This window comes from Myxosarcina sp. GI1, from assembly GCF_000756305.1.
Taxonomy (GTDB): Bacteria; Cyanobacteriota; Cyanobacteriia; order Cyanobacteriales; family Xenococcaceae; genus Myxosarcina.
Window position 1 is genome coordinate 79589 of record NZ_JRFE01000058.1, and the last position, 26819, is coordinate 106407.

Here is a 26819-nt window from a genome sequence, read left to right on the forward strand (position 1 = left end):
CCCAGCTACATGTCATTTTTGCTAGTTTTCATATTTTTCTCATATTCTAACAGAAGTAAGTAAGATGACATTTGAGTTAATATTTTTGTCTCTTAAGCTATGGCAGTTAAAAAGTATCTCTAACCGTTTTGTCAAATTTCCTCTCAACTTCAAGGTCAATTCTAAAAGGTCAATTCTAAGATTTTGGCTAAGTATTTCAGATTCAGGCAAACTAAACAATCAATAGGTATCTGGGCTGGCAACTGAAATTTCATCCGAATTTCATCGAATCTCGTTAAATTGTTGAAGGAGACAGCAATTTTTTGATACAAAACCAATGAAAAAAATACTTTCTACAATTATCAATGCTTCGCTGATTGTATATTCTCCAAGAATAGTTTTGGCATCTGATTGGACTCTTTATTATTAAGCAATACAAACATATGTCTACATTGTGGAGACTAATAGCTACAGGATTTAGTGTAGGAATTAGTTTATTTCAATTAAAGTCAGCTTCAGCGCAAACTTCGGCTCAAATTTCTGCTAGTTCTACCTCATCAGCGAATTCCTCTATTTTAGAACTTCCTACTTCCACCGAGCGAGTAAAAGTTCAACAAGTGCAATCTCTTACTCTCGAACAAACACTGGAACTAGCTAAGAAAAACAATCGAGAATTGCAAGTTGCTGTTCTAACTAGAGAGCGATCGCAGGTAGCTTTGAGACAGGCGCAAGGAGCTTGGTATCCCAATTTAGCTTTGAGTACTGAACTGGTACAGGTAGATAATATAGAAAATCCTACGGAGTTGAATTTTGAGACGGCTAGCTCCTCCCCTGCTTTTTTAGCGGGTACAGTAGAACTCAGTTACGATGTTTTTACGTTTGGCAAACGTTCGGCACGAATTAAAGCTGCTCAAAAACAATTACAATTCGACCAATTGGAACTAGAACGACTCCAGCAACAAATTCAATTGGATGTCATTAATGCTTACTACGATCTCCAAGAAGCTGACGAACAGGTACGTATCAGTCAAGCTGCGGTGAAAAATGCCCGACTAGCTTTACGGGATGCACGAGCTTTAGAGGAAGGAGGGTTAGGTACTCAATTAGATATTGCCCGTGCTACAGTTCAGCTTAAAAATGCCGAACAAGAACTGATTCAAGCGCAAACTCAACAAGATCTGGCTAGCGATCGCCTGACTAGGATTTTAGGATTATCTGAAACTATCGATGTTGCTGCTGCCAATCCAGTTGAAGTTGGCGAGGAATGGAACCTTTCCCTCGAAGAGACTATTATTCAAGCTTTCCAAAATAGAGCGGAATTTAAACAACAATTAATCCAGCGTGATATTAGTCTCCAGCAGCGACGGGTAACTTTATCAGAAGTAAGACCCAACCTCGGTTTGTTTGCTAACTATCAGGCAGTAGGAGAGTTAAGTCAAGAAAGTACAGATGGCTATGCTGTTGGTGCTAGGGTCAGATGGAATTTTTTTGATGGAGGAATTACCGCTGCTGCTGCAAAGCAAGAAGCCGTTAATGCTCAAATTGCCGAAGTCCGCTTTGCCGATCTCCGCAACCAAATTCGTTTAGAAGTCGAACAAGCTTACAAAAACCTCCTAGCTAACGCTAAGAACATTGAAACGGCTACTATTGCCTTACAACAAGCGGAAAAAGCTCTGGAATTAGTTAGTTTTGGCTATAGTCAAGATGCGAGTACACAGTTAGAAGTCAATACCGCGCAAAACGAATTGACACAAGCTGCTGGCAATCGAGTAAGAGCTATAACCAACTATAATCGCTCTTTGGCATTGCTTCAGAGGGCAATCGATCGGCTTTAGGTTGACAAAATTTCAAAAGCAATACTTGCAAAAACTTTGAATTTCATCCGAATTTCATGGTCTGTATGGAAAGATGTAAAAAACGTCAATTAATTGTAAAGCTATATAACAATGGGTTGACTGCTTAAATGGCTTGCCGAGCATGACACCTGGTAGGTTTAACAATTTATTCCTTCGCCGTCTAAAGAAATATCCCAGCAATGAAAATTTTATCTCCTAAATACTTCTCACCACTGAAACTCTATACTTACGTATCATTTTTAAGCTCGATCTTGTTGGCGATCGCCGAGCCTGCGCTGTCTGGTCAGGGTCACAGTCATGGAAGCTCCGTTTTTGAATCAGCAGGTAATGAAGCGGGTAAATCAGTTGAAGTCGCCCCCGAAGTTGCTCGAAACCTGGGAATTCAAGTCGAACCAGTAAAGCGACAGAGGTTGTCAGTAGCAATTAAAACTCCAGGACAAATAGAAAGTTTACCTAACAAACAAGTAGAAGTAAATACGCCCATCGACCAAGCTCAAGTTGTAGAGTTGCTGGTCGAACCAGGGCAAGCTGTCAATACGGGAGAGCCTATTGCTGTTTTGTCTAGTCCTGGTTTAGTTGAATTGCGAGTAAATTCTCAAAATCAACGAGCCGAAGCTGAAGCTGCACTACAACAAGCGCAAGCCGACCTACAGCTAGCCAAGCAGAACTATCAACGGTATTCAAACATAGCTGCTGCCGAAATCGTCCAGGCAAAGAGCCAGTTAAAATTTGCTCGCGAGCAGTATCAAAGAGATAGCGAGTTAGCAAAACGAGGAGTAATCCCCCGTCGTAATGCACTAGAATCGGAAACCCAGTTAGCAGGAGCGCAAGCTCAACTTACCAATGCCGAGAGCAAACGAGAGGTCATAGCTGCGGAAAACCAACTACAAAAAGCTCAGGCAGATGTGCGAGCTGCTGAATCCCGTCTCAAACTCAGTGAGACTCAGTACCTTACTAGATTACAACAACTGGGAATTCAAGCTAACGAGCGTGGATTATTAACAATGAGAGCGCCGATTTCTGGCAAGGTGGCACAACGCCCAGCAAATATAGGTCAATCTTTTCAGGATGCAGGGGCAACCTTGATGACAATTATTGACGATAGCAGCGTGTTTGCCACGGCTAATGTCTATGAAAAGGATTTATCCCAAATACGTCAGGGTCAGCAAGTGCGAGTTAAAGTTCCTAGCATTCGCGATCGCACCTTTACGGGCAATATTACCGTTATTGGCTCGGTAGTCCAAGGAGAAACAAGAGTAATTCCCGTGCGTGCAAAATTAGATAATCCTAACGGTGAGTTGAAACCTGGGATGTTCGCCAGTCTAGAAGTATTAACCGACCAAACCACATCTGCTACTATAGCTATTCCTCAAGAAGCGGTAGTAGAAGCTAATGGTAGGAATCTGGTATTTCTTCAAGAAGACCAGGGTGAAGTCTACGAATCAGTAGCAGTTAGCTTGGGAGAAAGCTCTGGTGGCTTGGTAGCGGTTGAAGAGGGTTTAACAGAGGGCGATCGCATAGTAGCTCAAGGAGGGGTTATGCTTTACGCTGAGTCTTTAAAAGGTGGTGGTCAAGAACCTGATACAGAAGAAACTCATGATGAAGAGGGACACGACCACGATGAAGAAGAACCTGAAGGAATTCATGATGAAGAGGGACACGAACACGGTGAGGAAGAACCCGAAGGAACTCATGATGAAGAGGGACACGAACACGATGAAAAGACAGATGAAAGCACCAGTTCTTCTAGCTCATCATCATTATGGTTGCTCTCATTGCTTGGAGTAGGGGGAATGACCACTGCCTTTGCGGTGGGTCGTCATACGGGAATGCAACCTCAGTCTTTAGTAGGAGAGAAAGAAGAACTAGAGGAATTTGGGCTAAATGAGGCGAATACTACTGGTGATAGTGCCTACGAGGGCGAACAGACCCCACAAATATCCCCTCAAAATAATGAATCTTCCGATTAATCTCTAAGACTTTAAACTAAATAAACATGCTCAATTCCATACTCAAATGGTCGATCGCGCGACGCTGGTTCGTAGTTATCGGCGCGATTATAATTGCCTTGTGGGGACTGTTCGTCATTAGGGAAATGCCCTTGGATGTAATACCGAGTTTTGCCCCCCCCCAAGTACAAGTTCAAACAGAAGCCCCTGGATTCGCCCCCGACGAGGTAGAATCTTTAATCACTTTGCCAATGGAAAGTGCGCTCAACGGTACTCCAGGGTTACAATCGATTCGTTCCTCTTCTGCCGTAGGTCTTTCCGTCGTTAACCTTATTTTTGAAGAAAATACCGATATCTATCGAGCCAGACAGTTAGTTACCGAAAGGTTACAGCAAGTTCAAAGCGAACTACCAGAAGGCATTAGTCCGCCAGAGATGACTCCTACTACTTCACCCATAGGAGACATTCTGAAATATGCTCTAACTGCCGAGACTACGCCATTGATGGAAGTAACGCGGTTAGCAGACTGGCAAATTAAAAACCGTCTGCTAGGCATTTCTGGTGTCAGTCAAGTAGTAGTATTTGGCGGAGAAGAGCGACAGTATCAAATTTTAGTCGATCCAGCTAAGTTACAGCAATTTAATGTGTCTTTAGAGCAAGTAACCGAAGCAACCAGTGGCTCGAACGTGAATGCCCCTGGAGGCTTTTTGATTAGTCCCGATCGCGAACTGATTGTCAGACAGCAGGGTCGAGCGACTTCGATCGCCGATCTAGAGCGTGCGGTGATTGCCGAACGGGGTGGGACACCCGTGCGTTTGAGGGATGTGGCAGAGGTAAAAATTGGCAAGGCAGTAAAAAGGGGGGATGGAGCTTTAGGAGGTAAGCCTGCTGTAGTTCTAATGATTAAAAAACAACCTACTGGTGATACTGTCAAGATCACTGAGGCAGTGGAAGCAGTAATGCAGGAAATTGAAAAAACTTTGCCTGAAGATGTTAAATTAACTCGAACTTTTCGACAGGCAGATTTTATCGAAGCATCGGTGAAAAATGTTCAAGTAGCTTTGCGGGATGGAATCATTATCGTTGGGGCGATTTTGATTCTCTTTTTGATGAACTGGCGCACTATTGTTATTACCCTCAGTGCTATGCCTTTAGCGTTAATTTTGGGGCTGATGTTTCTCAAGTTTCAGGGTGGAGGAATTAACACCATGACTTTGGGGGGGTTAGTCGTCGCCATCGGTTCGGTAGTAGATGACGCGATCGTCGATATGGAAAACTCCTACCGTCGTCTGCGAGAAAATCAACGAGCGGGTAATCCTATTGCCCCCCTAAGAGTAGTTTTTAATAGCTCGGTGCAGGTTAGGGTGAGCGTGCTGTTTTCCACCGTGATTATTGCCGTAATATTTGCCCCTGTATTTGCTCTATCGGGGGTAGAAGGGAAGATTTTTACGCCCATGGCAATTACTTATCTATTGGCAATTGGTGCTTCGACTTTAGTTGCAGTAACTTTGACACCAGCTTTGTGTGCCTTATTACTGGCAAACAGTAAACTTCCCGATGATGAGACTTGGATTGCACGTCGATTTAAGCGCGTTTATCGTCCCCTCTTAGGATGGTCGATTAGTAAGCCTAAAATTGTCTTAATGAGTGCTGTGGCAGGATTAGTAGCTTCCGCTATCATTGTTTCAGGCTTGGGAAAAGTGTTTCTACCAGAGTTTCAAGAACAGTCTCAGGTGGTTGCCATGAATCTCTATCCTGGAGTGTCTTTAGATACTACTAGAAGGGCTGCTTTTGCCCTATCAGAAGAACTTAAAGATAACCCTGACTTTGAAACAATTCAACTGCGGGCAGGTCGTGCTACTGGAGATATCGAAGTCAATGGTGTGGACTTTGCCGAAATCGATATTCAAGTAACTGAAGCAGCAGCGAATAACCTCGACGAGAGCATGGAAAAGCTGCGTGCTTCCTTTAATAAAATTCCTGGCATAGTTCCCAGCGTAGGTGGTTTTATTGCTCACCGTATCGATGAAGTAATTTCAGGAGTGCGTTCTGGTATTGCTGTTAAAATATACGGTCCAGAATTAGAAGAACTGCGTTCTCTCGGACAGCAGATCCAGTCGGTGATGGGAGCTGTTCCTGGTGTAGTAGATTTACAACTAGAACCACAAGTTCCTATTAAACAACTCCAGATTAAGGTCGATCGCGAAGCAGCTTCTCGTTATGGCTTGAGCGTCGGTGCAGTAGGAGAAACCATCGAAACAGCTTTAAACGGTCGCGTGGTATCTCAAGTTCTCGAACAGCAGCAATTATTTGACTTGGTGGTTTGGTTGCAACCAGAAGCTCGCCGCGACCTCGAAAATGTCAGAAATTTATTTATCAACACTCCGAACTACGGACAAATTCCTCTGTCTCAAGTTGCCAAGATTGACTACGGCACAGGACCCAATACCATCAACAGAGAAAATGTTTCCCGTAGGTTGATCGTTTCGGCTAATGTTTCGGGTCGGGATTTGGGATCTGTGATTCAAGATATCCGCACGCAGGTTCAACAAGAAGTGGAGTTTCCTGGAGGATACTTCATCGAATATGGCGGTCAATTTGAGGCACAGGAACGAGCTACCCAAAGGTTGCTGCTATTTGGTGCCTTAGCTCTATTGGCGATCGCGGTGCTGATGTACTTTGCTGTCAAATCGATTGCCTCAACCATAGCGATTATGATTAACCTTCCCTTAGCCTTAGTTGGCGGAATAATTTCCATCGCCTTAACTGGAGGAGATCTATCGATTGCCTCTTTGGTGGGTTTTATTACCTTGTTTGGTGTGGCAGCCCGTAACGGATTGTTACTCGTAGAAACCTACAATAATAAGTTTGCTGAGGGAATGAGTCTTAAAGAAACGATTATCAATGGCTCTCAAGAGAGATTAAACGCTATTTTGATGACAGCTTTAACTTCAGCATTAGGAATGGCACCCCTGGCAGTTGGTACGGGTCCTGGGAAGGAGATGCTGCAACCTCTAGCAGTAGTGGTTTTAGGAGGATTATTTACTTCTACTGCTTTAACCTTACTGGTATTACCCGCCCTCTATTCCTTGTTTGGCAAATTCTTGATGCCCAAATCAACCAAAACCAATTCGTCGTTATCCAAAACATCGCAATTGATTCTCAGTGAAGAAAATGGCGTAGCACAGGCAGCAAATAATCGAGGTTGAGCAACGCTCAGGCGACGCGAAGCTAGTACATAGCGTGCAAGCCCCGTCGTTTCGTATGGGTCGCGTCGTCTTTTAGGACGGCGAGAATCCTGACCTAGAAACACGGATAAATTTTACTGCCATAGCAGCATAACCTACTTCATAAAATTTGAATTTCAGCAAGACTAATAAGATGAAAAAACTACTAATTTATACCTCTGTATTATCTTTAATCCTGGCTGCAATGCCTGCTAACGTCTTGGCAAAAGACAGTCATGGAATCGAGGGAACTTCTCATATTATCGGTGCTGGAGCTTTTCCCAAGAGACTTCGAGCATCCCATCCTAACTATAGTTTTAGAATTCACGTTCAAGGGCAACCCATCTCGGCAGTTACTATCGAGCTACCAGAAGCAATGACAATTAAGGATGGAGTTAAAGTAACCGATGAAACAGGTACAGAACTTAAACCAAGAGTTACCTCCGACCCAGAAAAAGTGACCCTTGCTTTTGCCCAACCCGTTGCTCCCGATACAACCCTGTCTATTAAGCTCAAAGATGTTCATCGACAGAGACGTATTATTAGAACTTTAATGTATCGAATCAATGTTTTAAAGGTCGGCATGGAGCGAGAAGTAAGCTTGGGAGTAGCCAGAATTCATACTGACTAAGGAAAATTTGTAGCATGAGAATATTATTAGTCGAAGATGAGCCAGATATGGGGGCGACCATCAAAGAAATTTTAAATCGCGAAAAATATGTAGTAGATTGGGTACAAGATGGCGCTGAAGCTTGGGAATATATTCAAGATCGTTTAGCAGATTACTCTCTAGCTATTTTTGATTGGTCACTTCCTGGATTGACTGGTTTGGAACTGTGTCAGCGACTGCGAAATCGAAAAAATCCTTTGCCCATTCTAGTATTAACTGCCAAGGATAAAATAGAAGATAGAGTATCTGGTTTGGATGCTGGTGCAGATGATTATCTGGTCAAACCCTTTAGCATACCTGAGTTATTGGCGAGAGTGCGGGCTTTACAGAGGAGATCTCCTCTTTTACAACCTTCAAGACTACAAGTAGACGGACTCATTTTAGACTGCGGTACTCGCATTGCTTATTGGCAATCTTTGGAGGGTCAGATACGGGAAATTTCTCTAACTAATAAAGAATTTCAAATATTAGAATATTTAATGAAATATCCCAGACAAGTCATTCAAAGCGATCGCATTCGTCGTCAGATTTGGGAAATTAATGACTATAGTTACAGCAATGTAGTAGCAGCTCAGGTACGACGACTTCGACGCAAATTAGCATCTATCGATTGTAACAATATTATTGAAACTGTCCCTGGTTTAGGATATCGTCTTAATCCCGAGCCATGAAAAAACATAAGTTGTTTAGCAAGACCCGTACTACCCTAGCTTTTTGCTATGCAGGAGTTATGGGTTTAATTTTGATTTTATTAGGAATAGGAGCATATCAGGCAATTAAGCGCAGTTACTCGCTGGAAATAGACCGAGATTTGCAATCTACAACTGGAACCCTATACCAAAGTCTAGAATTGCAGCTTCAACAACCAGGACGTATCGAGCCTGCAATCGAACAATTGCTGCCCAATCTTTGCCAGCTTGGAAATCGTTGTTTAGCTGCAACAAGTTCTCCAACTCATCGCAATCTTAGTGCTATTAATCAAAATAGTTATTACGTTCGCCTATTTAATCCTTCTGGTCGTTTGCTGGCAGTAGCAGGAACCTATCCTGAAGGATTATCTTCAGATTTTAAGCGAAAAACTTGGCAAACTGTATCGGATCGAAAAGGAAATAATTATCGTCAAATAACTCTTTTGGTTCACACGCAGAACGAACGAGTTTGGGGTTATCTTCAAGTTGGTTATAGCCGTGAAGAGTATGAACATTTATTGATTAGAACGAAAAAAATCATCATATTGAGTTCTATTTTCTCGTTAGTAGTAGTCGGTGGAGCAAGTTGGGGGCTGGCTGGAGTTGCGATGCGTCCGATTTATGAATCTTACAAGCAAATGGAGCAGTTTTCTGCCGATGTCGCCCACGAACTGCGAACTCCTCTAGCAACAACTCAAAGTGCTGTAGAATCAGCATTATCAACATCCCAACTAGAACCTTCAAAGGCTCTAAATGTGTTGCAAATTGTCGAACGTCAAAACCTACGACTTATTAAGCTAGTTGTCGATCTGCTGCTGCTAGCTAATACTCATCAAAATTTGGTTAACTCGCACTGCGAACCCTGTTGTTTGAACGATCTTGTTGAAGATCTAATTGAGGAATTCCTAGCGACCGCCAGCGCGAATCAAGTAACCTTAAGCTACCAGATACATGTAGAAGAGTCTTTAGAAATATTAGGAAATTGCGACCAACTATACCGCCTTGTCTTCAATCTGATCGATAATGCTATTCAATACACCCCAGAAGGTGGAAATGTAACCGTTATTCTCAAACGTAGTAATCATCAAGCCCTAATTCAAGTTCGCGATACGGGAATTGGCATTGCCCGCTCCGAACAGCAAAAGATTTTTAATCGTTTTTATCGAGTACATAGCGATCGCTCTCGAAAAACTGGTGGTTCTGGATTGGGATTGGCGATCTCCCAAGCTATAGCCAAAGCACATAACGGCAGTCTAAGCGTACACAGTGAATTAGGCAAAGGAAGCATTTTTAGTTTGAAATTATCATTAGCTGCTGATTCCCATAAGAAACAGAGAAACAAAAGAAAAAACTAAAAATTTGTCTGCTATTTAGAAAATATCAAACTTTATCTAGATTTAGAAATGCGATTATGAGATCCTGGAAACAATTAACGATCTACATCGGTGAATCGGATTGTTGGCACCATCAACCACTTTACCAAGCTCTGTTAGGAGTCGCTCACCAACATCAGTTAACAGGCGTGACGGTAATAAAGGCGATCGCTGGATATGGCAAACACGGTATTTTTCGCACTGACAACGAGCTAGATACCTTTTTGGAATCTTCTGCGTTACCGCTTCTGATTATAGTAATAGATCGAGAAGCAGCAATCTCCGAGTTTCTATCTTCAGTAAGAGAAATGGTTAAAGATAAATTTATTACTTGCCAAAGTATAGAAGTTTTTGAGTCTAAACATTGACTGAAATTTTAGAAACTAAGAAGTATTTTGAAATTTTCAGAAATCATCTTGGTTCAAGATTAAACTAAGTCGAAAAGTAGGTTTCCCGACTTAGTTTAACCCTGGTTTGTCCGCTCACAAGACATTGAGTACGCCAAAGAGCATAATGGCAAGATAGATGAGGTAAACGCCGTCTAGGGCTAATACCTGCCATAATTGAAAGCCGTGTTCTTTCCCTCCCCAATGAATAAATCCAGCGTATAAAGCTGGCATCAGAGCGACAAAAGCAAGATTGACGGAATAAAGCTGAAGATCGTTAACAGGTGCAGTTGCTAATGCCAGGGGGACAAAAGCGATGGTCATAGTTACGGCGTGGTCGCCGATGACGCTAGTGGTAGCAGCAGTTACCTGACCGCTACGGGCAACGCTCCAGGTAGCAAACAGTTCTGGTAGCATTGCCATTGGTGCGGTGATGAATAGTCCCCCGATAATTTCGGAGACACCGATCGCACCTACTATATTTTCGGTTGCCCTTACCGTGAAATACGCGCCAACCGCTAAAACTACAACCCCCGCGATCGCCCTAAACATTTCCTGCTTTGTCCACTGCACCTCTCTACCTTGCTGACGACCGCGAAATACTGCCTGTCCGAGATATGCCAGGTAGACGATCGCCATGACCAAACCATCGATGGGTTGAAGTCCCCGTACTGATTTGGGCAGAGTCAAGACAGCAACTACAGCAATAATTGCTAAATAAGGTATGGCTTGGACGCTGACGGCTGATTTTTCCACTCGCAACAGTCTTTGCTGTCGGTGAAGGGCATGAGTATCGAAGTCCTCTCCTGGTTCAGGGTCGTTTTCATCTCCCAATCGCTCTCGACGAGAAGCCCAGTAAGCAGTTGTAACGACTATAGGAATAGCGATGATATTTGACCCTAGCATCGTTCCCAAACCAATATCCGACACACCCGTAACTGCACTAGCCGTATTAATCCCAATTTCGGGACTAGCAGCAGCTAATCCCACAAAAGCTGCACCAGCAACCTGAGTTAAACCCCACTGTCTGCGTAATTTTTTCAGGGGTTCATCGAGTTGTTCTGCGCCCCAATGTGCTGCCCAGACAGCAGCAATCAGAACTATAGCCCAAATCCAAATGTTCATAGATATAGTTGTTATGTTATGAGTTTTAAAAATTTTGTTATGTTCGGCTAATCCGTCAAAGTTTGTATGCTTTCTTTGAGTAGAGAAAAGGCACTTACCAGCATAAAAATAGCTACTAACAAGCTAGCTGCCGTATCAGCCCAAAACCAGTCAAGGTAGAAGATAACTAACGCTGCTGCAAGTAAACCAAAGGAACTCGCTCCATCGGCGATCGCATGGAAGAATACGCCCCGCACGTTCAAGTTATGGTGGCTTTCTTCGTAAAGTAAGCTGGCATTTATTCCTTTAACAAGTAGTCCTAATGCTGCTATGGCTAGCATAGGTAAACCAGCTTCAGAAGCAGAAGCTCGAACGTTATGCCAAACACCACACAGAATCGATCCTGCTACTGCCAAGAGAATTAAGCCGTTCAGTAAGGCAGCTATAGCTTCGATTTGTCGGGGTTTCAATGGTAATTTGGCTTGAGTAGAATGCTCGACTAGCCAAGCAGCAGCTATGGCAATAGCGATCGCCATTAGATCGACAAAAAGATGTCCAGATAGAGCGACAAGGGATAAACTATGTACACGAAGTCCCGTTGTTAATTCAGCTAAAAATAATCCGCTTCGCAAACATAAAACAATCCACAAAAGCTTCAATGGTTGCGTTTTAATTTCTGCTTCAGATGTATTCCTGGTTTTAATATTTCGGTTCAATTCACCAATCATCCTTAATAGTGTTAAAACTGCGATCGAGTCTCAAAGCTGTTTGTCAATTACCGTCCTCTCATCATGCCACCTCCCATACACGGCATTCCTCCCTCGACAAAACCGCTAACTTCACGGCTATGTTCGCGAAGAACAGCTACTAAATCTGGATCGTCGGAGGTTTTGGTGACGGAAATTCCTTTGGAAGTGTTTTTATTTTGTCTTTGATAGCGATCTGCGTTGCGAAACATAGTTGGTAAGGTGCGACTCATCATCGCAAACCACCGTCCTTCATCAACTCTTTGGTGCATACTTTGGACGTGAGCTTGAATCAAAGCCGTAATTTGCGGATTATCCGACTCTGTAAGAGTACGTACTCCACCTGGAATTTCCTCAACAGTGCGTCGAATTTGGTCGTGGTTGGCGAATAACCGATGAACGATTTGCATATCTTCCCTATTACCACCCATCATGCCGTCTCTCATCATGCGGTCGTTCATCATGCCTCCACCCATCATGTCACCTCCGCACATAGCAACTTGTGTTTCTTGAGAAGTTGCTAGTCTGGGTACGACTAATACCAAACCTAAAGTGAAGAAAAATAAAACTATTCCTAGAACAAATTGACGTTTCATGATAATTTTTTCCAAAATAATTTTTTATTTGATTTAAAAGTCCCTGTTCGACTGGAGAGCAAACACAATTAACTTAGGACTTACTAGCTTTTTCTCTCTTCCGAGCAAAAAACAGGGCAGTACCGATAAAGCCCCAAACCGTAGTAGAAATCATCAAGAACTTTTGTAAGGGCTGAGTTTCTTCAAGATCCGCTCTGATGCCAACTTTGTCGTCTGTTTCGCTCTGTTTGGAGTCAGATCCACTGCTTTCTCCTTCTACCGCAACACTGACAATATCTCCATGCCCTGCCTTACGTACCTTAATATCCCAATTGCCCGATACATCAGGTTCGGGAACAAAGGTAAACTTTCCTTCGTTATCAGTTGTTCCTTTGAGCCAAGGACTAGCAGGATTTTCAGGAGAATAGACTATTACTTGAGCTTTTGACATTGGAGTTCCATCATCAAAAGCTGCTTGAATTACCATAGCGGGTGTCTGTAGATGCTTGATGTTCGTTCCATGAGCTAAAACCGAATCGGCAACCATAGCATTGGCAATAATGATGGTTATAAACTGCCATGTTTTAATAATTGACAATATTTTCATATTTCTGTAAGTGAAAAATTATTCTTCTAATTCATCTAAAATGTTTTCAACTGTCTCTACCTGCGCGGTTTTACCCTGCTGTTGATAGAGGTTTAAAGCTTGTTCGAGAGCAGTAATAGCTTCTTCGATGCGCTGTCTCTCTTTCAATGCCAGTCCCAGATGATAATAGGACTGGGCATCTTGAGGTTTGAGAGCAATTAACTGTCGGTGTTCGACAACCGCCATTAGGTAATCCTGCTGTTCTAAAAGAATATCGGCGATCGCTTTTCTAGTTTCTACCGAATCGGGTTGCAGATTGGCTGCTTTGCGATACTCGGTTAAGGCTGCATCAACATCGCCTTCTGTTTGCAGAATTTTACCCACCTGAAAATGAATTCTGCCATCATTAGGATTTAACTCGGCAGCCCGTTCAAAAGCTGCGATCGCTTTAGGGGTATTGTTTAGCTCCAACAAAGCGATTCCCAGATCGAGTTGAATCGCACTTTCAGAGGGAGCGAGTTCGGCAGCCCTTTGTAAAACCTCGATCGCCTTGGCATACTGTTGTTTCTGAAGTAGGATAGTTCCCATCGTGCGATAGGCGATAACATTATTTGGTGCGAGGGTGGTCAGTCGTGAAAAAGCATCCAATGCACCGTCGTAGTTTTGTTGGCGTAGCAGCACAATTCCTAAACCTAAATGAGCATTGACCAGATTGGGGTCGAGTTCGATCGTTCGATCGTAGGCATCGGCAGCTTCAGCATAAGCTTCGGAACTAGCAAGACTGTAGGCTAGACCGTAATAAAAATTAGAGTTATCAGGTTCTAAAGCGATCGCTTTTTGAAAAGCCTCGACTGCTGCGGGAAAGTTGGATTGGGTTGCCTGTACGTAGCCAATTGCCGAAAAGATGCGGGGATTTTCGCTTTCTAAACTAATTACGTGCTGGTAAGCACTCAAAGCTTCCCCTAGTTTGCCCTGTTCTACTAATTCTTTCCCTTGCCTCAAAAGCTGATTGACTTCTACATCTGCTTCCCACTGTTCTAATGTTTCATTGGGTGAATGAGCGTAAACAGGAAGCATCGTTCCGATAATCCCGTTTAGAAGAACGAGTTTGAATATAAGTAGTTTTAACTGCATCTGCTGTGTTCGACCGATCCTAAAAACCCATCGCTGGATCTTTGGTAAAAAAGTTTTAGTCATTAGTTTTTGAAATATAGAACTGACATGGGAAGAAAGAGTTAAATTATTTCTTGAATCTGTTTATGCTCGAAGCCAACTCCAGGCTTCAGTTAACTTTCAAAACCCTAGTAGCGTTAAAAATCGCTAACAGTGCTACCCCGACATCGGCAAACACCGCTTCCCACAAAGTTGCAAGACCGATCGCACCGAGTAAAATAAATAGGGCTTTAACTGCCATTGCCAAGATGATGTTTTGCCAGACAATAGTGTGAGTTTTACGCGCTATATTTATTGCCTCTGCTACCTTGGATGGGGCATCATCCATCAGCACTACGTCCGCAGTTTCTATTGCTGCATCCGAACCCAATGCTCCCATTGCCATCCCTACATCGGCTCTAGCGATTACGGGTGCGTCGTTAATGCCGTCGCCAACAAATGCCACTTTGCTTTTTTTGTCTGATTTAAGAAGATACTGCTCGATCGCCTCTACCTTATTTTCTGGCAGTAATTCCGCTTTGTAAGTATCCAAGCCAAGTTGATTGGCAACGCTTTGAGCCACAACTCGGTTATCTCCCGTCAGCATTACGGTTTCGTTGACTCCCGCTTTTTTAAGTCGGGCGATCGCTATGGCTGCATCTGACTTGATTCTGTCGGAAATTAAAATATAGCCAGCATATTTTCGATCTATGGCTAAATGAACTACCGTACCTTCAACATTGCAGGTGTCGTGTTCTATATTCTCTCGATGTAATAGGCGATCGTTTCCTGCTAATACTGCCATCCCCCTAACTTTGGCACTAATTCCGTGTCCTGGTATTTCTTCATAGTCGGTGACATCAGAATCGGTAATCGCATTATCGTAAGCTTCCACAATCGATCGCGCTACGGGGTGATTGGATTGAGATTCGGCGATCGCAGCCATAGTAAGTATTTCTTTTTCGCTATAGCTGTTATAAGACGTTACCTGAGTAACTTGGAATACCCCTTCGGTTAAAGTTCCAGTTTTATCAAAAATTACCGTTTTGACATCGGTTAACGCATCGAGAAAAGTCGAACCCTTTACTAAAATTCCTCTTTTGGCTGCACCACCAACTCCGCCAAAGTAACCGAGGGGAATACTGATAACCAATCCGCAGGGACAGGATATGACTAATAGAACTAATGCCCGATACACCCATTGTTCGCTAGTAGCACCAGGAATGAGTAGAGGAGGCAAGATAGCAACTGCTAGAGAAAGAAAAACTACTATAGGGGTGTAATAACGAGCAAAACGAGTAATAAACTTTTCTGTGGGAGCTTTTTTACTGCTGGCGTTTTCAACCAAATCCAAAATTTTGGCGATGGAAGATTCGGCAAACAGTTTGGTGACTCGAACCGTTAAGCTTCCTGTTTGGTTAATCGCACCTGCGAGAATTATTTCGCCTTCCCTGACAGTTCGGGGTACAGATTCACCTGTAAGTGCGGAAGTATCAACTTGGGAACTCCCTGCTAGTATTTCCCCATCTAAAGGAACTTTCTCCCCTGGTTTGATGATGATAGTATCTCCAACCTCTACTTTTTCGGGGTTGACCTCTCTTACTACCCCACCAATAACTAAATTTGCCGTATCGGGACGTACCTCTAGCAATGCCTTAATCGAACGACGCGATCGCCCAACGGCAAAACCCTGAAACAGTTCGCCGATCTGGAAAAACAGCATCACCGCCACACCTTCGGGCAATTCATGAATGGCGATCGCTCCTATGGTAGCAATGGTCATCAAGAAGTTTTCATCGAAGATTTTACCTCGCAGAATATTCCGCCCCGCACTGGTTAAAACAGACCAACCGCTTATTAGATAAGCGGGAATCAAAACTGCGTATTCGGCGATCGCTCCTGGAGTATCGTGTAAAGGCTGGTTGAAAATTAATCCCACCAGAAATAAAGCGATCGCAATACCGAGGGGTATTAGTTCTCGACGTAAATTAAATTCGCCATGTTCGTGGCTATGGTCGTGTCCCTCATGGTTATGACCTTCATCGGTAGAACAGCAGCCAGTGGAATGTTGACTTGTCATTACCCAAACACTTAAATAGATTTTATAATTGAACAATTGAATACTTGTTCAGATAATATCCAAAAAAAAGCAATTAAGCAATGAGTTTCAGAAAGAATTTAAAAAGCTTTTAGCTTTAAGCCTTTAGCCATTAGCTAATTAATTAGTAGTTTAAAAATACTAATTGATTGAGACTCTTAAATCAAAGATTTTAAGAGGGGACTTAAACCCAAAAAGCTAATGGCTAACAGCTAACGGCTAATGGCTAACCGAAGGTTAAACTTCGTCTAAATGTTCGGCTACTTCTCGATATAGATTAGCTATATGCGCGTCTGCCAAGCTGTAATAGACGTTACGCCCTTCGCGACGATGCTTCACCAAACGTAGGTTTCGGAGCAAACGTAACTGATGGGATACGGCAGATTCACTCATTTTGACTACTGCTGCTAAGTCACAGACACAAAGTTCGGCATGAGAAAGTGCAGAAAGAAGTTTGAGCCGATGGGGATCTGCCATTGCGCCAAAAAATTGAGCCATTTGCTGTGCTTTCTCTGTAGTGACAATTTCTGACTGCACCTGACGCACTTGCTCTAAATGAATTAGAGGCGAATCACAGATTGGTGCGCCCGATTCTGAAGAGGCTTGTTTCTTTGGCTTGTTAGCTTTGCTCATTTGGTTGTGCAATGAACCGATCGACTTAGTTGAGTCAATACAGTTTTATACTGACCTACTATGATAATGATACTCATTTTTTAAATGAATGTCTATTCAGATGAACAAATACAAGTTTTGGTTTCTTCTAATAGTGTGCGGGAAGTCGTAATATAAAATTACTTCCTTTGTCAGCCTCACTCTGCACTTCCAAACTCCCGTTGTGAGCCAAAGCGATCGCACGAGCTATAGCTAACCCAAGCCCAGAACCGCCCTTGCTTCTAGAACGAGCCTTATTCACGCGATAAAAACGATCGAAGATACGCCGTTGTTCTGGTTTTGAAATACCAATACCCGTATCTCGGACTGAAACTACTGCCCGATGATGTTCTTCGGTCAAACTGACAATAACTTGCCCTCCTGCTGGTGTGTACTGAATCGCGTTAGTAACTAAATTAGTAATTAAACGATATAGCTGAGTGCGATCGCCCAACACCACAATCGGCTGAGACACTTTAATTTGAGAAGTGAGTTCGATTTCTGAAGCCATTGCTAAGGCTGCCAAATCCTCTTCTACTTCAATAATTAGGTTTGCTAAAGTAACTTTTTCTCGATTTTTGTTGGAACTACTGGTGCTAATTTCACCATCAATACGACATAATATCAACAAATCCGCTACTAAATAAGACAGCCGTTTGTTCTGACGCACTATGCTTTTGAGAGTCTCTTTAGCTTGAGATCCTGATAGATCGGGTAGCATGAGATCTGATTGAGCCGTTGCTTGAATGGCTGCTAAAGGAGTCCTGAGTTCGTGAGCAGCATCGGCAGTAAATTGCTGCATTTGCCGATAAGACTGATAAATCGGGCGTATAGCCGACCCCGATAGCCACCAGCTAACACCTGCTACCATTAGCACTACTAAAGGTACTCCCAACAGTAGAAGCCATCTGACATTAGCAACATAAGTATCAAAATCTTGCAGACTTCTACCGACTTGAAGATAACCCCAGTTTTGCCCTTGTTGAGTGTGTAAAAGAAAAGAAACTTGTTGATAGCGAATACCCTGAGAATCGGTTAAGGTTTCCCACTCTCGATCTAACACTTGAGGTAATTCGGGCTGCATCCCTGCTACTGCTACCAAATTTTCTGACAAACTGAAGAGGCGTAAATAATATTTATCCTGTCCGATTACACCTAATCGCAACGCTTGAAAGCGATCGGGGTTGTAACAGCCTGTTTCTACAAGGCAGGTATTTGGTAATAACTCTTTTACTTCAGGCTCTATTTTTCCTGGCTGTTCGAGAACGGGTAACAAGCTATCGTGCAGAGTTCCCGCGACCGATTTTAATTCTTGGTTAATAGTAATACGATGGGCATGAGCAACTGCTTCGTAAAATCCCAAAGCACAAATAAGCAAGACTATGCTTAGAATTGCTGCATACCAGCTAGCCAGTCGCCAGCGCGATTTGAAAAAAAGTTGGTTTTGCTTCACGTTTGAAGATTAGCTCGAACACTCTGAATCACACTCATTGTTGAAAACGATAGCCTAACCCGTAGACGGTTTCTATCAGATCGCTACACCCATACTTAGCTAGTTTGCGTCGCAGCAAGCTGATTTGTGCTGCGACTACATTACTAGGTGGTTCTGCACCGAATTCCCATAGTCGTTCCAAGAGCTGTTCGCTACTAACAATTTGGTTTGGATGCTGCATAAAATACTCTAACAATTGAAATTCTTTTTTAGTCAATTGTATTTGTGTCTCTCCCGATTCTTCCTGAAGCCAAAAAGTATTAGTACCGTAGTCCAGGCTGAGATTACCTACTTGTAATCGCTGGGGTTGTAGCTGAGGAGTTCTTCTTTGTAAAGCTCTCAATCTTGCTAACAGTTCTGGCATATCAAAGGGTTTGACCAGGTAATCATCCGCTCCCGCATCCAAACCAGCAATTTTATCTTCCATACTGTCTTTTGCCGTCAACATCAGTATGGGTAAGGGCTTTTGCTGTTGCCTGATGCGCTTAGTTAATTCTATCCCCGATATTCCAGGTAACAACCAGTCGAAAATTCCTAGATGGTATTCCTTTAGTTTAAAGTAATCCCAAGCATCCAGACCGTCTACAGCCCAATCTACAAGGTGATTGCTTTGGTTTAAACTCTGTTTGATCGCAGCTCCTAAATCTGGTTCGTCTTCAACTAATAATATTCTCACGATCGCTGGCGGTTAATAATTCTCTGGCAAACACTAATCGTTTTATTATTTACACGAAATTATTAAATCGGGATGAAATTGTATAACAGCCATAGTATAAATTAACGTTTATCTGTATGCAGAAATTTGATATATGCGAAAAATACTTTATTCGCTCTCAGATGGTTCTCAATCTGCTAAAATTCTGATTGAGTAGAACATCAATTAGTTACTTGAGAATGATAATAGATCGCATTCGTCTGGGAAAGATTGCGATTCTTGTTCTCTGTTTCAGCTTTGAATCATTCTAATTGTTCGATCTTTTTAAACCAATTTTCGGTATTCGAGGCGATTTTAGTCCGTTCTACCTTAAACAATTTACATATTTTAAAGTCGAAACCGTGTGGCTTTTCAAATCGGCATTTTCGTTCGCGCCTTAACGTCCGCTTGAGAAGCTAGCTAGATTCATCTCAACAAAAATCTTGAATAGTATGAAAAACGAATATAAATCGGGAAGCCTTTCTTTGCTCGGTGCTATAGCTATGGGAACTGGAGTTATGATTGGCGCGGGCATCTTTGCTCTGACTGGACAGGTAGCAGAACTAGCAGGAGCTTTGTTTCCCTTTGCTTTTTTAGCTGCTGCAATTATTAGCGGGTTTAGTGCCTACTCGTATATCAAAATGTCCAACGCCTATCCATCGGCAGGGGGCATTGCTATGTATCTAAAAAAAGCTTATGGTCGTAGCACTATGACTGGAGTTTGCGCTTTGTTGATGGCTTTTTCCATGATTATCAATGAGAGTCTGGTAGGGCGCACTTTTGGTACTTATACGCTACAGCTTTTTAACGTTGGAGAAAATAGCTATTGGGTGCCAATCTTAGCAGTAGGTCTGATTGCAGTAGCCTTTTTGATTAACATTTCAGGCAACAAAATAATTGGCTCACTTTCTCAAGTTACTGCATTTTTAAAGATTGGCGGAATTATTGTTTTTGCTGCCGTAACTTTGTGGGCTGCTGGATTCTCGTTCAAACCCGATTTCGGGGCTGGTTCTAGTGAAGTAATTCCAGGTAGTGGTTTTATGGCAGGTGTCGCGATCGCTATTTTGGCTTATAAGGGATTTACAACTATTACTAATAGTGGCGGTGAGGTAAAAAACCCCGAAAAAAATGTAGGACGAGCTATCATTGCTTCATTAGCAATTTGTGTCGTAGTCTACCTGCTGGTGGCTTTCGCCGTAGCTTCTAGTCTGCCTTTGGCTCAGATTGTTGAAGCCAAAAACTTCGCCTTGGCAGAGGCAGCAAAGCCCGCATTAGGTCAGTATGGTGTCTGGTTTACAGTAGCAATTGCTATAATTGCCACCGCTTCAGGAATTATTGCTAGTGTCTTTGCCGTGTCGCGAATGTTGGCAATGTTAAGCGAGATGGAAATTATTCCCCATCGCCATTTTGGAATGCCAGGAGATATTCAAAAGCATACTTTAGTTTACACCGTTGTTCTGGCAGCAGCTTTAGCTGCGTTTTTCGATCTTACGCGAATCGCCTCTTTAGGAGCTATTTTCTATTTATTGGTCGATATAGCTATACATTGGGGCGTTTTTCGCAATCAAAAAAACGATATCAATGTCAATGGCGCGATCGTTATGACCGCTCTGGTTCTCGATATTATTGTTCTTGGTGCAATGACGATTTTGAAAGGAAGTTCCGATCCCATGCTGCTGGTAATTGCAGCTATAGGTTTGCTACTGACATTTCTGGGCGAGCGATTTTTCCTCAAAAATCACCAGATGGCTCGGGAATAGTTGATATTGTATGTTGATTATATAATCAGCATTTAGCCAAAATATAATCTCCTTTTTCAAAAATAGATTGCTGGCATTTATTCTGCGTTGTCAGGTTGATGTTACCTACAGTCAGCATGGGTTAGCTCAATCAATTTTATTTTCTTTCAACAACCAACTCAAGAGATTTCATACTGATTTAATAGTCTTATGTCATCTTATTTAAAGATACGACTTTAGCTGAAAACTTTGCCCATGACCGCAAATACTACAAAGAATCAAGGGTCAACATCTGATGACAATGAGAACTTACCAGAAGATTCTCTAAAATCAGATCGCGCAACCGAAGAAGTTACGCACCCTTCAACTGTCGAACCAGAACCAATAACAGAAACTGCTCCTCAACAGGAATCAACCTCCAGTTTTAAATGGGGAAAAACCCTTTTGGGACTGGGCGTTTTTGCCCTGCTGACAGGAAACATCCTGGTATTAACTAACCATCTCAAACCTTCTAGTTCGATGGCAGGGATGGAAGGAATGGATCATGGGGATATGGATCATGGCAGTATGTCTCACGATGAGATGATGGCGGTGGATGGTTCATTTAACCCCAATCCCGTGCGGGTAGAAACCGTCAAACCCCAAGTGTTAGAAGCCAGCGTGAGCTATACGGGGACGATTAAACCCTATGAAGAAATTATGGTTTATCCTCGCGTGGCAGGACAACTAACCAACTACTCAGTTTATCCAGGCGATCGCGTTACCGCAGGACAGCCTATCGCTACTCTGGATGCTTCGGAGTTGACTACGGGGGTCGCCGAAGCAGTAGCAGAGGTCAGCACGATGGAAACCGATCTAGAGATGAGCAAAATTGAGGTAGATGAACAGCGAAGCGCGATCGCTCAGATTGAAGCCGATCTCGACTATCTCAACCTAAAAAAAGACCGCTTTGCCCGACTGGTTAAGGATGGAGTGATTTCCCAAGATGAGTTTGATGTAGTCGATAGCGAAGTCAGAAGCAAAGAAGCTAACCTCAAGCAAGCACGGGTGAAACTGGCGCGGATGGAAGCGATGGTGACAAATAACCGTGCCAAGATTAACCAAGCCAAAGCTAAAGTCGATACTGCCAAGGTGATGCAGGGTTACACCACCATTAATTCTCCTATTTCGGGCATCGTCCAAGAACGAAACGTCGATCCTGGGGTGGTGGTTCAACCCAGTATGGGCATCGTTAAAATTGGCAACTACGATCGGGTTCGCTTACAGGCTAATGTTGCTCAAAGTGATGCGGTAAATATTAATCCAGGGGCGACAGTAGTTGCTACTGTTCCTGGTAGTAACATTGCGCCAATCAAAGGAAAAATTACCAGCATCTTTCCCCAAGCCAACAGTCAAACTCGCACGGTAACGGTAGAAGCAGTTATTGATAATCCCGATGGACAATTGCTTTCTGGTAAGTTTCTCGAAATGAAGATTGTCACCGCCCGTAAACCCAATGCTATTACTGTTCCTCAAGCTGCGGTAGTGGAATTTCAAGACCAACCCTCAGTTTGGGTAGTGGAAGGAGATACGGTAACAGCCCAACCCGTAACCTTGGGAATGTCAACGGGAGACAGGGTAGAAGTGATTGATGGTTTGGAGTCGGGACAAGCAGTAGTAACTTCGGGTCAAAATCGCTTAGTAGAAAATGCCCCCGTAGCGGTAATTAATCAGTCCGAACAACCCATTACATCTAACAAAGCTGCTACTCAAGATATTCAAATCCAGCTAGTCAGTCCCGACAATAACGAGGTAGCAATGGGTGATGCCCAACTGGTAATCGAAGTCAAAGATGCTCAAGGTCAACCATTAGATATCAAAGACCTAGAGATGAGTGCATCAATGCCCATGAAAAACATGGCACCGATGTCTGCACCAGTTGAGGTTCAATCAGACGGCAAGCCAGGTATGTTCAAAGCTGATACCTATCTCAGCATGAAAGGAGACTGGACAATTACCGCTCAAGTCAAAGACCCGAAAAATAAAGGTAAGCAAGAGTTTGCCATCAAAGTCAAGTAACGACTCCAAGCTGTCAAAGTTTTTCCCTCAGTCCATAAAAACAACTATCCCAGCAGGGACAGTTTTCCCATACAAATTTTTATCTATTAACGAGAATACCAACCATGAAAAAACTAATCTTGATTCTACTTCCTCTAAGTCTTTTGGCGATCGCCTGTAGTCCTGCCCAAAGCGATACAAACGTTACTTCTACTGCTCCAACTGAAAAGGCGCAAAATAAACAGTCAAGTACCGCTACCGTGAATTTGGTCAGTCCCGAACCCCAAACAGAAATTCCAATGGGTGAAGCAGAAATGGTTTTGGAAGTAGTAGATAGCAACGGTAATCCCGTAAAAGTAGAAAATCTAGATGTCACCTCGACTATGCCAATGGACGGTATGGAAGACATGATCGGTAAAGTAGAAGTTAGCCCCGCAGACGAACCAGGACGTTTTAAAGCGACTACTTATTTTGGAATGCAGGGTACTTGGAATGTAGTTGCCAGCGTTAAAGACCCTCAATATCAAGCGAACCAAGAGTTTTCTTTTGAAGTTAAGTAGTTTAATTCACCTAACTAGCATAATTATTTAATCCTTCCGAAGCCTCCACCTCATGAAAACCTTTTTCACCCGTTGGTCAATCCGTAATCCTGTAATTACCGTCGCCCTTTACATTGGGGTGCTGATCCTTTCTGTTCTGACCTTAATTATCATTCCCGTGCGGATGATGCCCTACGTCCAGAGTCCTCTGATAGCAGTGATAACCAGGACTCCTGGTTCGTCCCCAATGGAGATAGAAACCTATATCAGCAAACCCATCGAACAGCGCATGACAGTTCTGGATGGGGTGCGTTTTGTGCGTTCTAGTTCGCAGCAGGATTTATCTCTGGTAACGGTGCAGTTTGCCTGGGGTGGAGACGTAGATAAAGCGGTTCGTGATGTCCAAAGCGTAATGAAATCAGCAGAGGGAGATTTACCCCTTGATGGCATTAATACCCGTTCTTATTGGGTGTTGCCGATCGATCCTCTTAATCGTCCCGTGCTTACTTTGGCACTCAAGGCTGAAGGTTGGGATCGGGTGAAGCTGCGGGAGTTTGCCGATAATACCTTAGTCGATCGCCTGACTAACGTGCAGGATGTTCAATCGGTTTTTATTACAGGTGGTTATCGGCGACAGCTACAGGTAATAGTCGATCGCCAGAAGCTAGCAGCCTACGGACTTTCAATTCTTCAGGTTAGAGATGCGATCGATAACAATAATGTCAGTAAGGGTGCGGGAGTTTTAACCCAAGGGGACGAAGAAATCTTAGTACGTGCCGACGATCGCGCTCTTAATGCTCAGGTAGTCAGGAATTACCCAATCTTGGAAAGGGAGGGGCAGATTGTTTATGTTCGAGATGTGGCTCAAGTAAAAGATACTTATGAAGAGCGTCGCAGTGCCTATCGTTATAATGGCGAATCGGCATTAGCAGTTAACGTCATTCAAAAACCCGACTCTAGTTCCCCGCAGGTAATTGCCAGAGTGAGAAAGGAATTAGAAAAAATTGAATCTCAGTATCCAGGATTAGAGTTTGAAGAGGCTTACGACAACTCCTTCTTAGTGGAGTTAATCAAAGATAGCACTACGGGAGAATTATTAATTAGTGTGGCACTAGCAGGGTTAGTAATTCTGCTGTTTTTAGAAGATTTTCGGGCAACGGCGATCGTCATGATTTCCATTCCCACTACTCTGGCTCTTTCCATGCTGCCATTTATTCCTTTCTCAATGTCCCTCAACTCTTCTACTTTAGTAGGAATGATGATGGCAATTGGAAAACTGGTAGATGATTCAATTATTGTCATTGACTCGATCGATCGCAAGCTTAAAGAAGGGAAAACACCCCGACAGGCAGCTATTCAAGGTACAGGGGAAGTATTTCTCGCCAGTGCTGCTGCAAGCTGCGTGATGATTGCAGCTTTAATCCCTACCATCCTTTCAGGGGGTTTGACGGGGTTGATGTTTGCAGGGCTAATCTTACCAATGGTGTTTGCTTTTATCGCTTCGTTAGTAGTTTCTATTACCCTGATTCCTCTACTAGCAGCTTTTTTCCTCAAGCCTATTGGAGAAACAAAAGGCAATCGTAAAACCTGGCTACAGTGGTTGCTATCTCCCTTCCGTTTGGGTTTTCAGGCATTAGAAAAAGGTTACGGTTGGCTATTAAATATCTGTTTGAACAATCGGGAAATTACTCTGGCGATCGCTGCTGCCACTATTGTTCTTGCTTTTGCTCTCTATCCTTTAGTTTCCCAAGAAATGATGCCTCTAGGCGATTCGGGGCAGTTTGTTGCCACTATCGAATTAGAAGCAGGAGCATCTTTCGAGCGTACAGATCGGGTAGCGCAGCAGTTTGAATCGATACTGTTAGAACAGCCCGAAATTGAAAAAGTATCTTCTAACGTTGGTTTCGAGATTACCCGCAACAGTACCTACTTTAGTGGTTACAGTATGGGTAGCGTTAATACAGCTTCCTCAGTTGTCACCCTCAAGGATTTAAATGAACGCGATCGCGATATCTGGCAGATTATGGATGGAGTGGAAGAACAAGCCCGTCGCACTATCCCTGGTTTACGGCGCATTGCTATCAAAGAGATGGGTGTGGACGTAATGGCAACTTCGGCTGCACCGATTCAGATTGCGGTTTATGGGGAAGATTTAGATGTACTTTATCCCCTAGCAGATAAGGTACTAGAGATTGCCAAGGACACTCCAGGGTTAGTCATGGCGCATACCAGTTCTTCTCTATCTCAACCCGAATATCGTTTGCAGATAGATCGCCGTCGCGCTCAAGAATTAGGCTTAAACATCGAAGAAGTAGCCGAACAAGCTCGTTACGCTCTCAATGGTGGATTTACTCGTCGATACTATAACCGACCTAATCTCAGACAGAATGATATCTTAGTTCGCTATCCCGAAAGCGATCGGGCATACGGTCAGAATCTGGCTGCTACCTACATTACTACCCCTAGCGGACAGCAAGTACCTTTAAGTACCGTTGCCACTTTAAAACGGGAATATGGGGCAACTTTGATCGAACACGTCAACGGCAAGCGAGTAGTTTACGTCAATGGTTACTATCGTAAATCCAGTCCTGCTTCGATGGATTTATCAATGGCGATCGCCATGCGTGCGGGAGAAGAGTTAGATTTCCCTCCTGGCTACGGTTTAGACTCTATGGGGGATATGACCGATATGATGATTGAATTCGATCGCCTGCTTAAAGGTTTGATAGTTTCTATTATCTTGATTTACTTAATTCTAGTAATTCAATTCGGTTCGTTTATTCAACCTCTAGTCATGATGCTTTCAATTCCCCTACAGTTAATTGGAGTATTTGGTGCATTATTACTAGCTCAACAAACCCTTTCTTCCGTATCCATTCTAGGAATTATTATTCTCTCTGGTATTTCCGTCTCTGCTGCCATTCTGCTACTAGAATTAATCCTTACCAAGCGAGAAGAAGGAGTACCCAGAGCCGAAGCTATCCGCCAAGCTGCACCAGTGCGACTCAAAGCAATTTTTATGACCACCTTAACTACCATGATTGTGATTGTGCGACTGGCTTTTTATCCCGAAACTGGCATGGATGCCTATTCTCCCATCGCCACAGTGGTTTTAGGCGGACTAACTGTTTCTACCCTACTGACTCTAATTGTCGTTCCTATCGTTTACACTTTTGTAGATGACATTACCCAAGGATTGGGTAAGTTAAAGAGAAGACCTTCTCGTAGCAAACAACTTCCACAAGGATAATCTTGACTCTCTATCTAACTAGAGAGT

General features: G+C 43.2%; 20 protein-coding genes. 11 read left to right on the plus strand and 9 right to left on the minus strand.

Going from position 1 to position 26819, the window contains the following annotated elements; translation table 11 throughout:
* Positions 1-422: 422 nt before the first annotated feature.
* From KV40_RS29345 to KV40_RS29375, 7 genes are all read left to right on the plus strand, one after another.
* Positions 423-1814 (plus strand): TolC family protein, encoded by a 1392-nt coding sequence (locus KV40_RS29345; RefSeq protein ID WP_036488756.1) that lies wholly within the window; start codon positions 423-425, stop codon positions 1812-1814.
* 200 nt (positions 1815-2014) lie between these two features.
* Complete coding sequence (locus KV40_RS29350) at positions 2015-3805, plus strand: efflux RND transporter periplasmic adaptor subunit (RefSeq protein ID WP_081942966.1); 1791 nt, start codon at positions 2015-2017, stop codon at positions 3803-3805.
* Between the two features lie 26 nt (positions 3806-3831).
* On the plus strand, positions 3832-6993 hold the full coding sequence (locus KV40_RS29355) for an efflux RND transporter permease subunit (protein ID WP_036488759.1): 3162 nt from the start codon (positions 3832-3834) through the stop codon (positions 6991-6993).
* Between the two features lie 172 nt (positions 6994-7165).
* Positions 7166-7642, plus strand: a complete 477-nt coding sequence (locus tag KV40_RS29360; protein ID WP_036488761.1) for a DUF2808 domain-containing protein — start codon at positions 7166-7168, stop codon at positions 7640-7642.
* A 14-nt stretch (positions 7643-7656) separates the two neighbouring features.
* Complete coding sequence (gene rppA / locus KV40_RS29365) at positions 7657-8352, plus strand: two-component system response regulator RppA (RefSeq protein WP_036488764.1); 696 nt, start codon at positions 7657-7659, stop codon at positions 8350-8352.
* Positions 8349-9725, plus strand: a complete 1377-nt coding sequence (gene rppB / locus KV40_RS29370; protein WP_052056071.1) for a two-component system sensor histidine kinase RppB — start codon at positions 8349-8351, stop codon at positions 9723-9725. Before rppA (KV40_RS29365) ends, rppB (KV40_RS29370) begins: the two co-directional genes overlap by 4 nt.
* Positions 9726-9781: 56 nt before the next feature.
* A complete protein-coding gene (locus KV40_RS29375) occupies positions 9782-10111 on the plus strand; it encodes a DUF190 domain-containing protein (RefSeq protein WP_036488767.1) in 330 nt (109 codons plus the stop codon).
* A gap of 114 nt (positions 10112-10225) precedes the next feature.
* On the opposite strand, the gene KV40_RS29380 is transcribed toward KV40_RS29375, so the two are convergent.
* The 9 genes from KV40_RS29380 to rppA (KV40_RS29420) form a co-directional block, all read right to left on the minus strand.
* Positions 10226-11254 (minus strand): sodium:calcium antiporter, encoded by a 1029-nt coding sequence (locus KV40_RS29380; RefSeq protein WP_036488770.1) that lies wholly within the window; start codon positions 11252-11254, stop codon positions 10226-10228.
* Positions 11255-11301: 47 nt separating this feature from the next.
* The gene (locus KV40_RS29385) at positions 11302-11949 is read right to left on the minus strand and encodes a cation diffusion facilitator family transporter (RefSeq protein ID WP_216595769.1); all 648 of its coding nucleotides are present in this window, start codon (positions 11947-11949) and stop codon (positions 11302-11304) included.
* A gap of 59 nt (positions 11950-12008) precedes the next feature.
* A complete protein-coding gene (locus tag KV40_RS29390) occupies positions 12009-12575 on the minus strand; it encodes a hypothetical protein (protein ID WP_036488772.1) in 567 nt (188 codons plus the stop codon).
* 73 nt (positions 12576-12648) lie between these two features.
* Complete coding sequence (locus tag KV40_RS29395; RefSeq protein WP_036488774.1) at positions 12649-13161, minus strand: hypothetical protein; 513 nt, start codon at positions 13159-13161, stop codon at positions 12649-12651.
* 18 nt (positions 13162-13179) lie between these two features.
* Positions 13180-14274, minus strand: a complete 1095-nt coding sequence (locus KV40_RS29400) for a tetratricopeptide repeat protein (protein WP_036488777.1) — start codon at positions 14272-14274, stop codon at positions 13180-13182.
* 148 nt (positions 14275-14422) lie between these two features.
* Positions 14423-16372 carry a heavy metal translocating P-type ATPase gene (locus tag KV40_RS29405; protein WP_036488780.1) on the minus strand — a complete coding sequence of 650 codons (1950 nt, stop codon included), beginning with the start codon at positions 16370-16372 and terminating at the stop codon, positions 14423-14425.
* 255 nt (positions 16373-16627) lie between these two features.
* Complete coding sequence (locus KV40_RS29410; RefSeq protein ID WP_036488783.1) at positions 16628-17023, minus strand: helix-turn-helix transcriptional regulator; 396 nt, start codon at positions 17021-17023, stop codon at positions 16628-16630.
* A gap of 127 nt (positions 17024-17150) precedes the next feature.
* Positions 17151-18494, minus strand: coding sequence for a two-component system sensor histidine kinase RppB (gene rppB / locus KV40_RS29415; RefSeq protein WP_036488786.1), 1344 nt, complete (start codon positions 18492-18494; stop codon positions 17151-17153).
* 34 nt (positions 18495-18528) lie between these two features.
* Positions 18529-19209, minus strand: coding sequence for a two-component system response regulator RppA (gene rppA / locus KV40_RS29420; RefSeq protein WP_036488789.1), 681 nt, complete (start codon positions 19207-19209; stop codon positions 18529-18531).
* A gap of 470 nt (positions 19210-19679) precedes the next feature.
* On the opposite strand from rppA (KV40_RS29420), the gene KV40_RS29425 reads away from it, so the two are divergent.
* From KV40_RS29425 to KV40_RS29440, 4 genes are all read left to right on the plus strand, one after another.
* Positions 19680-20987, plus strand: a complete 1308-nt coding sequence (locus KV40_RS29425; RefSeq protein WP_036488792.1) for an APC family permease — start codon at positions 19680-19682, stop codon at positions 20985-20987.
* A 234-nt stretch (positions 20988-21221) separates the two neighbouring features.
* Positions 21222-23024 carry an efflux RND transporter periplasmic adaptor subunit gene (locus tag KV40_RS29430; RefSeq protein ID WP_036488795.1) on the plus strand — a complete coding sequence of 601 codons (1803 nt, stop codon included), beginning with the start codon at positions 21222-21224 and terminating at the stop codon, positions 23022-23024.
* 104 nt (positions 23025-23128) lie between these two features.
* Positions 23129-23563: a FixH family protein gene (locus KV40_RS29435; protein WP_036488798.1), complete on the plus strand. Its 435-nt coding sequence runs from the start codon at positions 23129-23131 to the stop codon at positions 23561-23563.
* 52 nt (positions 23564-23615) lie between these two features.
* Complete coding sequence (locus tag KV40_RS29440) at positions 23616-26792, plus strand: efflux RND transporter permease subunit (RefSeq protein WP_036488801.1); 3177 nt, start codon at positions 23616-23618, stop codon at positions 26790-26792.
* The last annotated feature ends 27 nt before the right edge of the window (positions 26793-26819 follow it).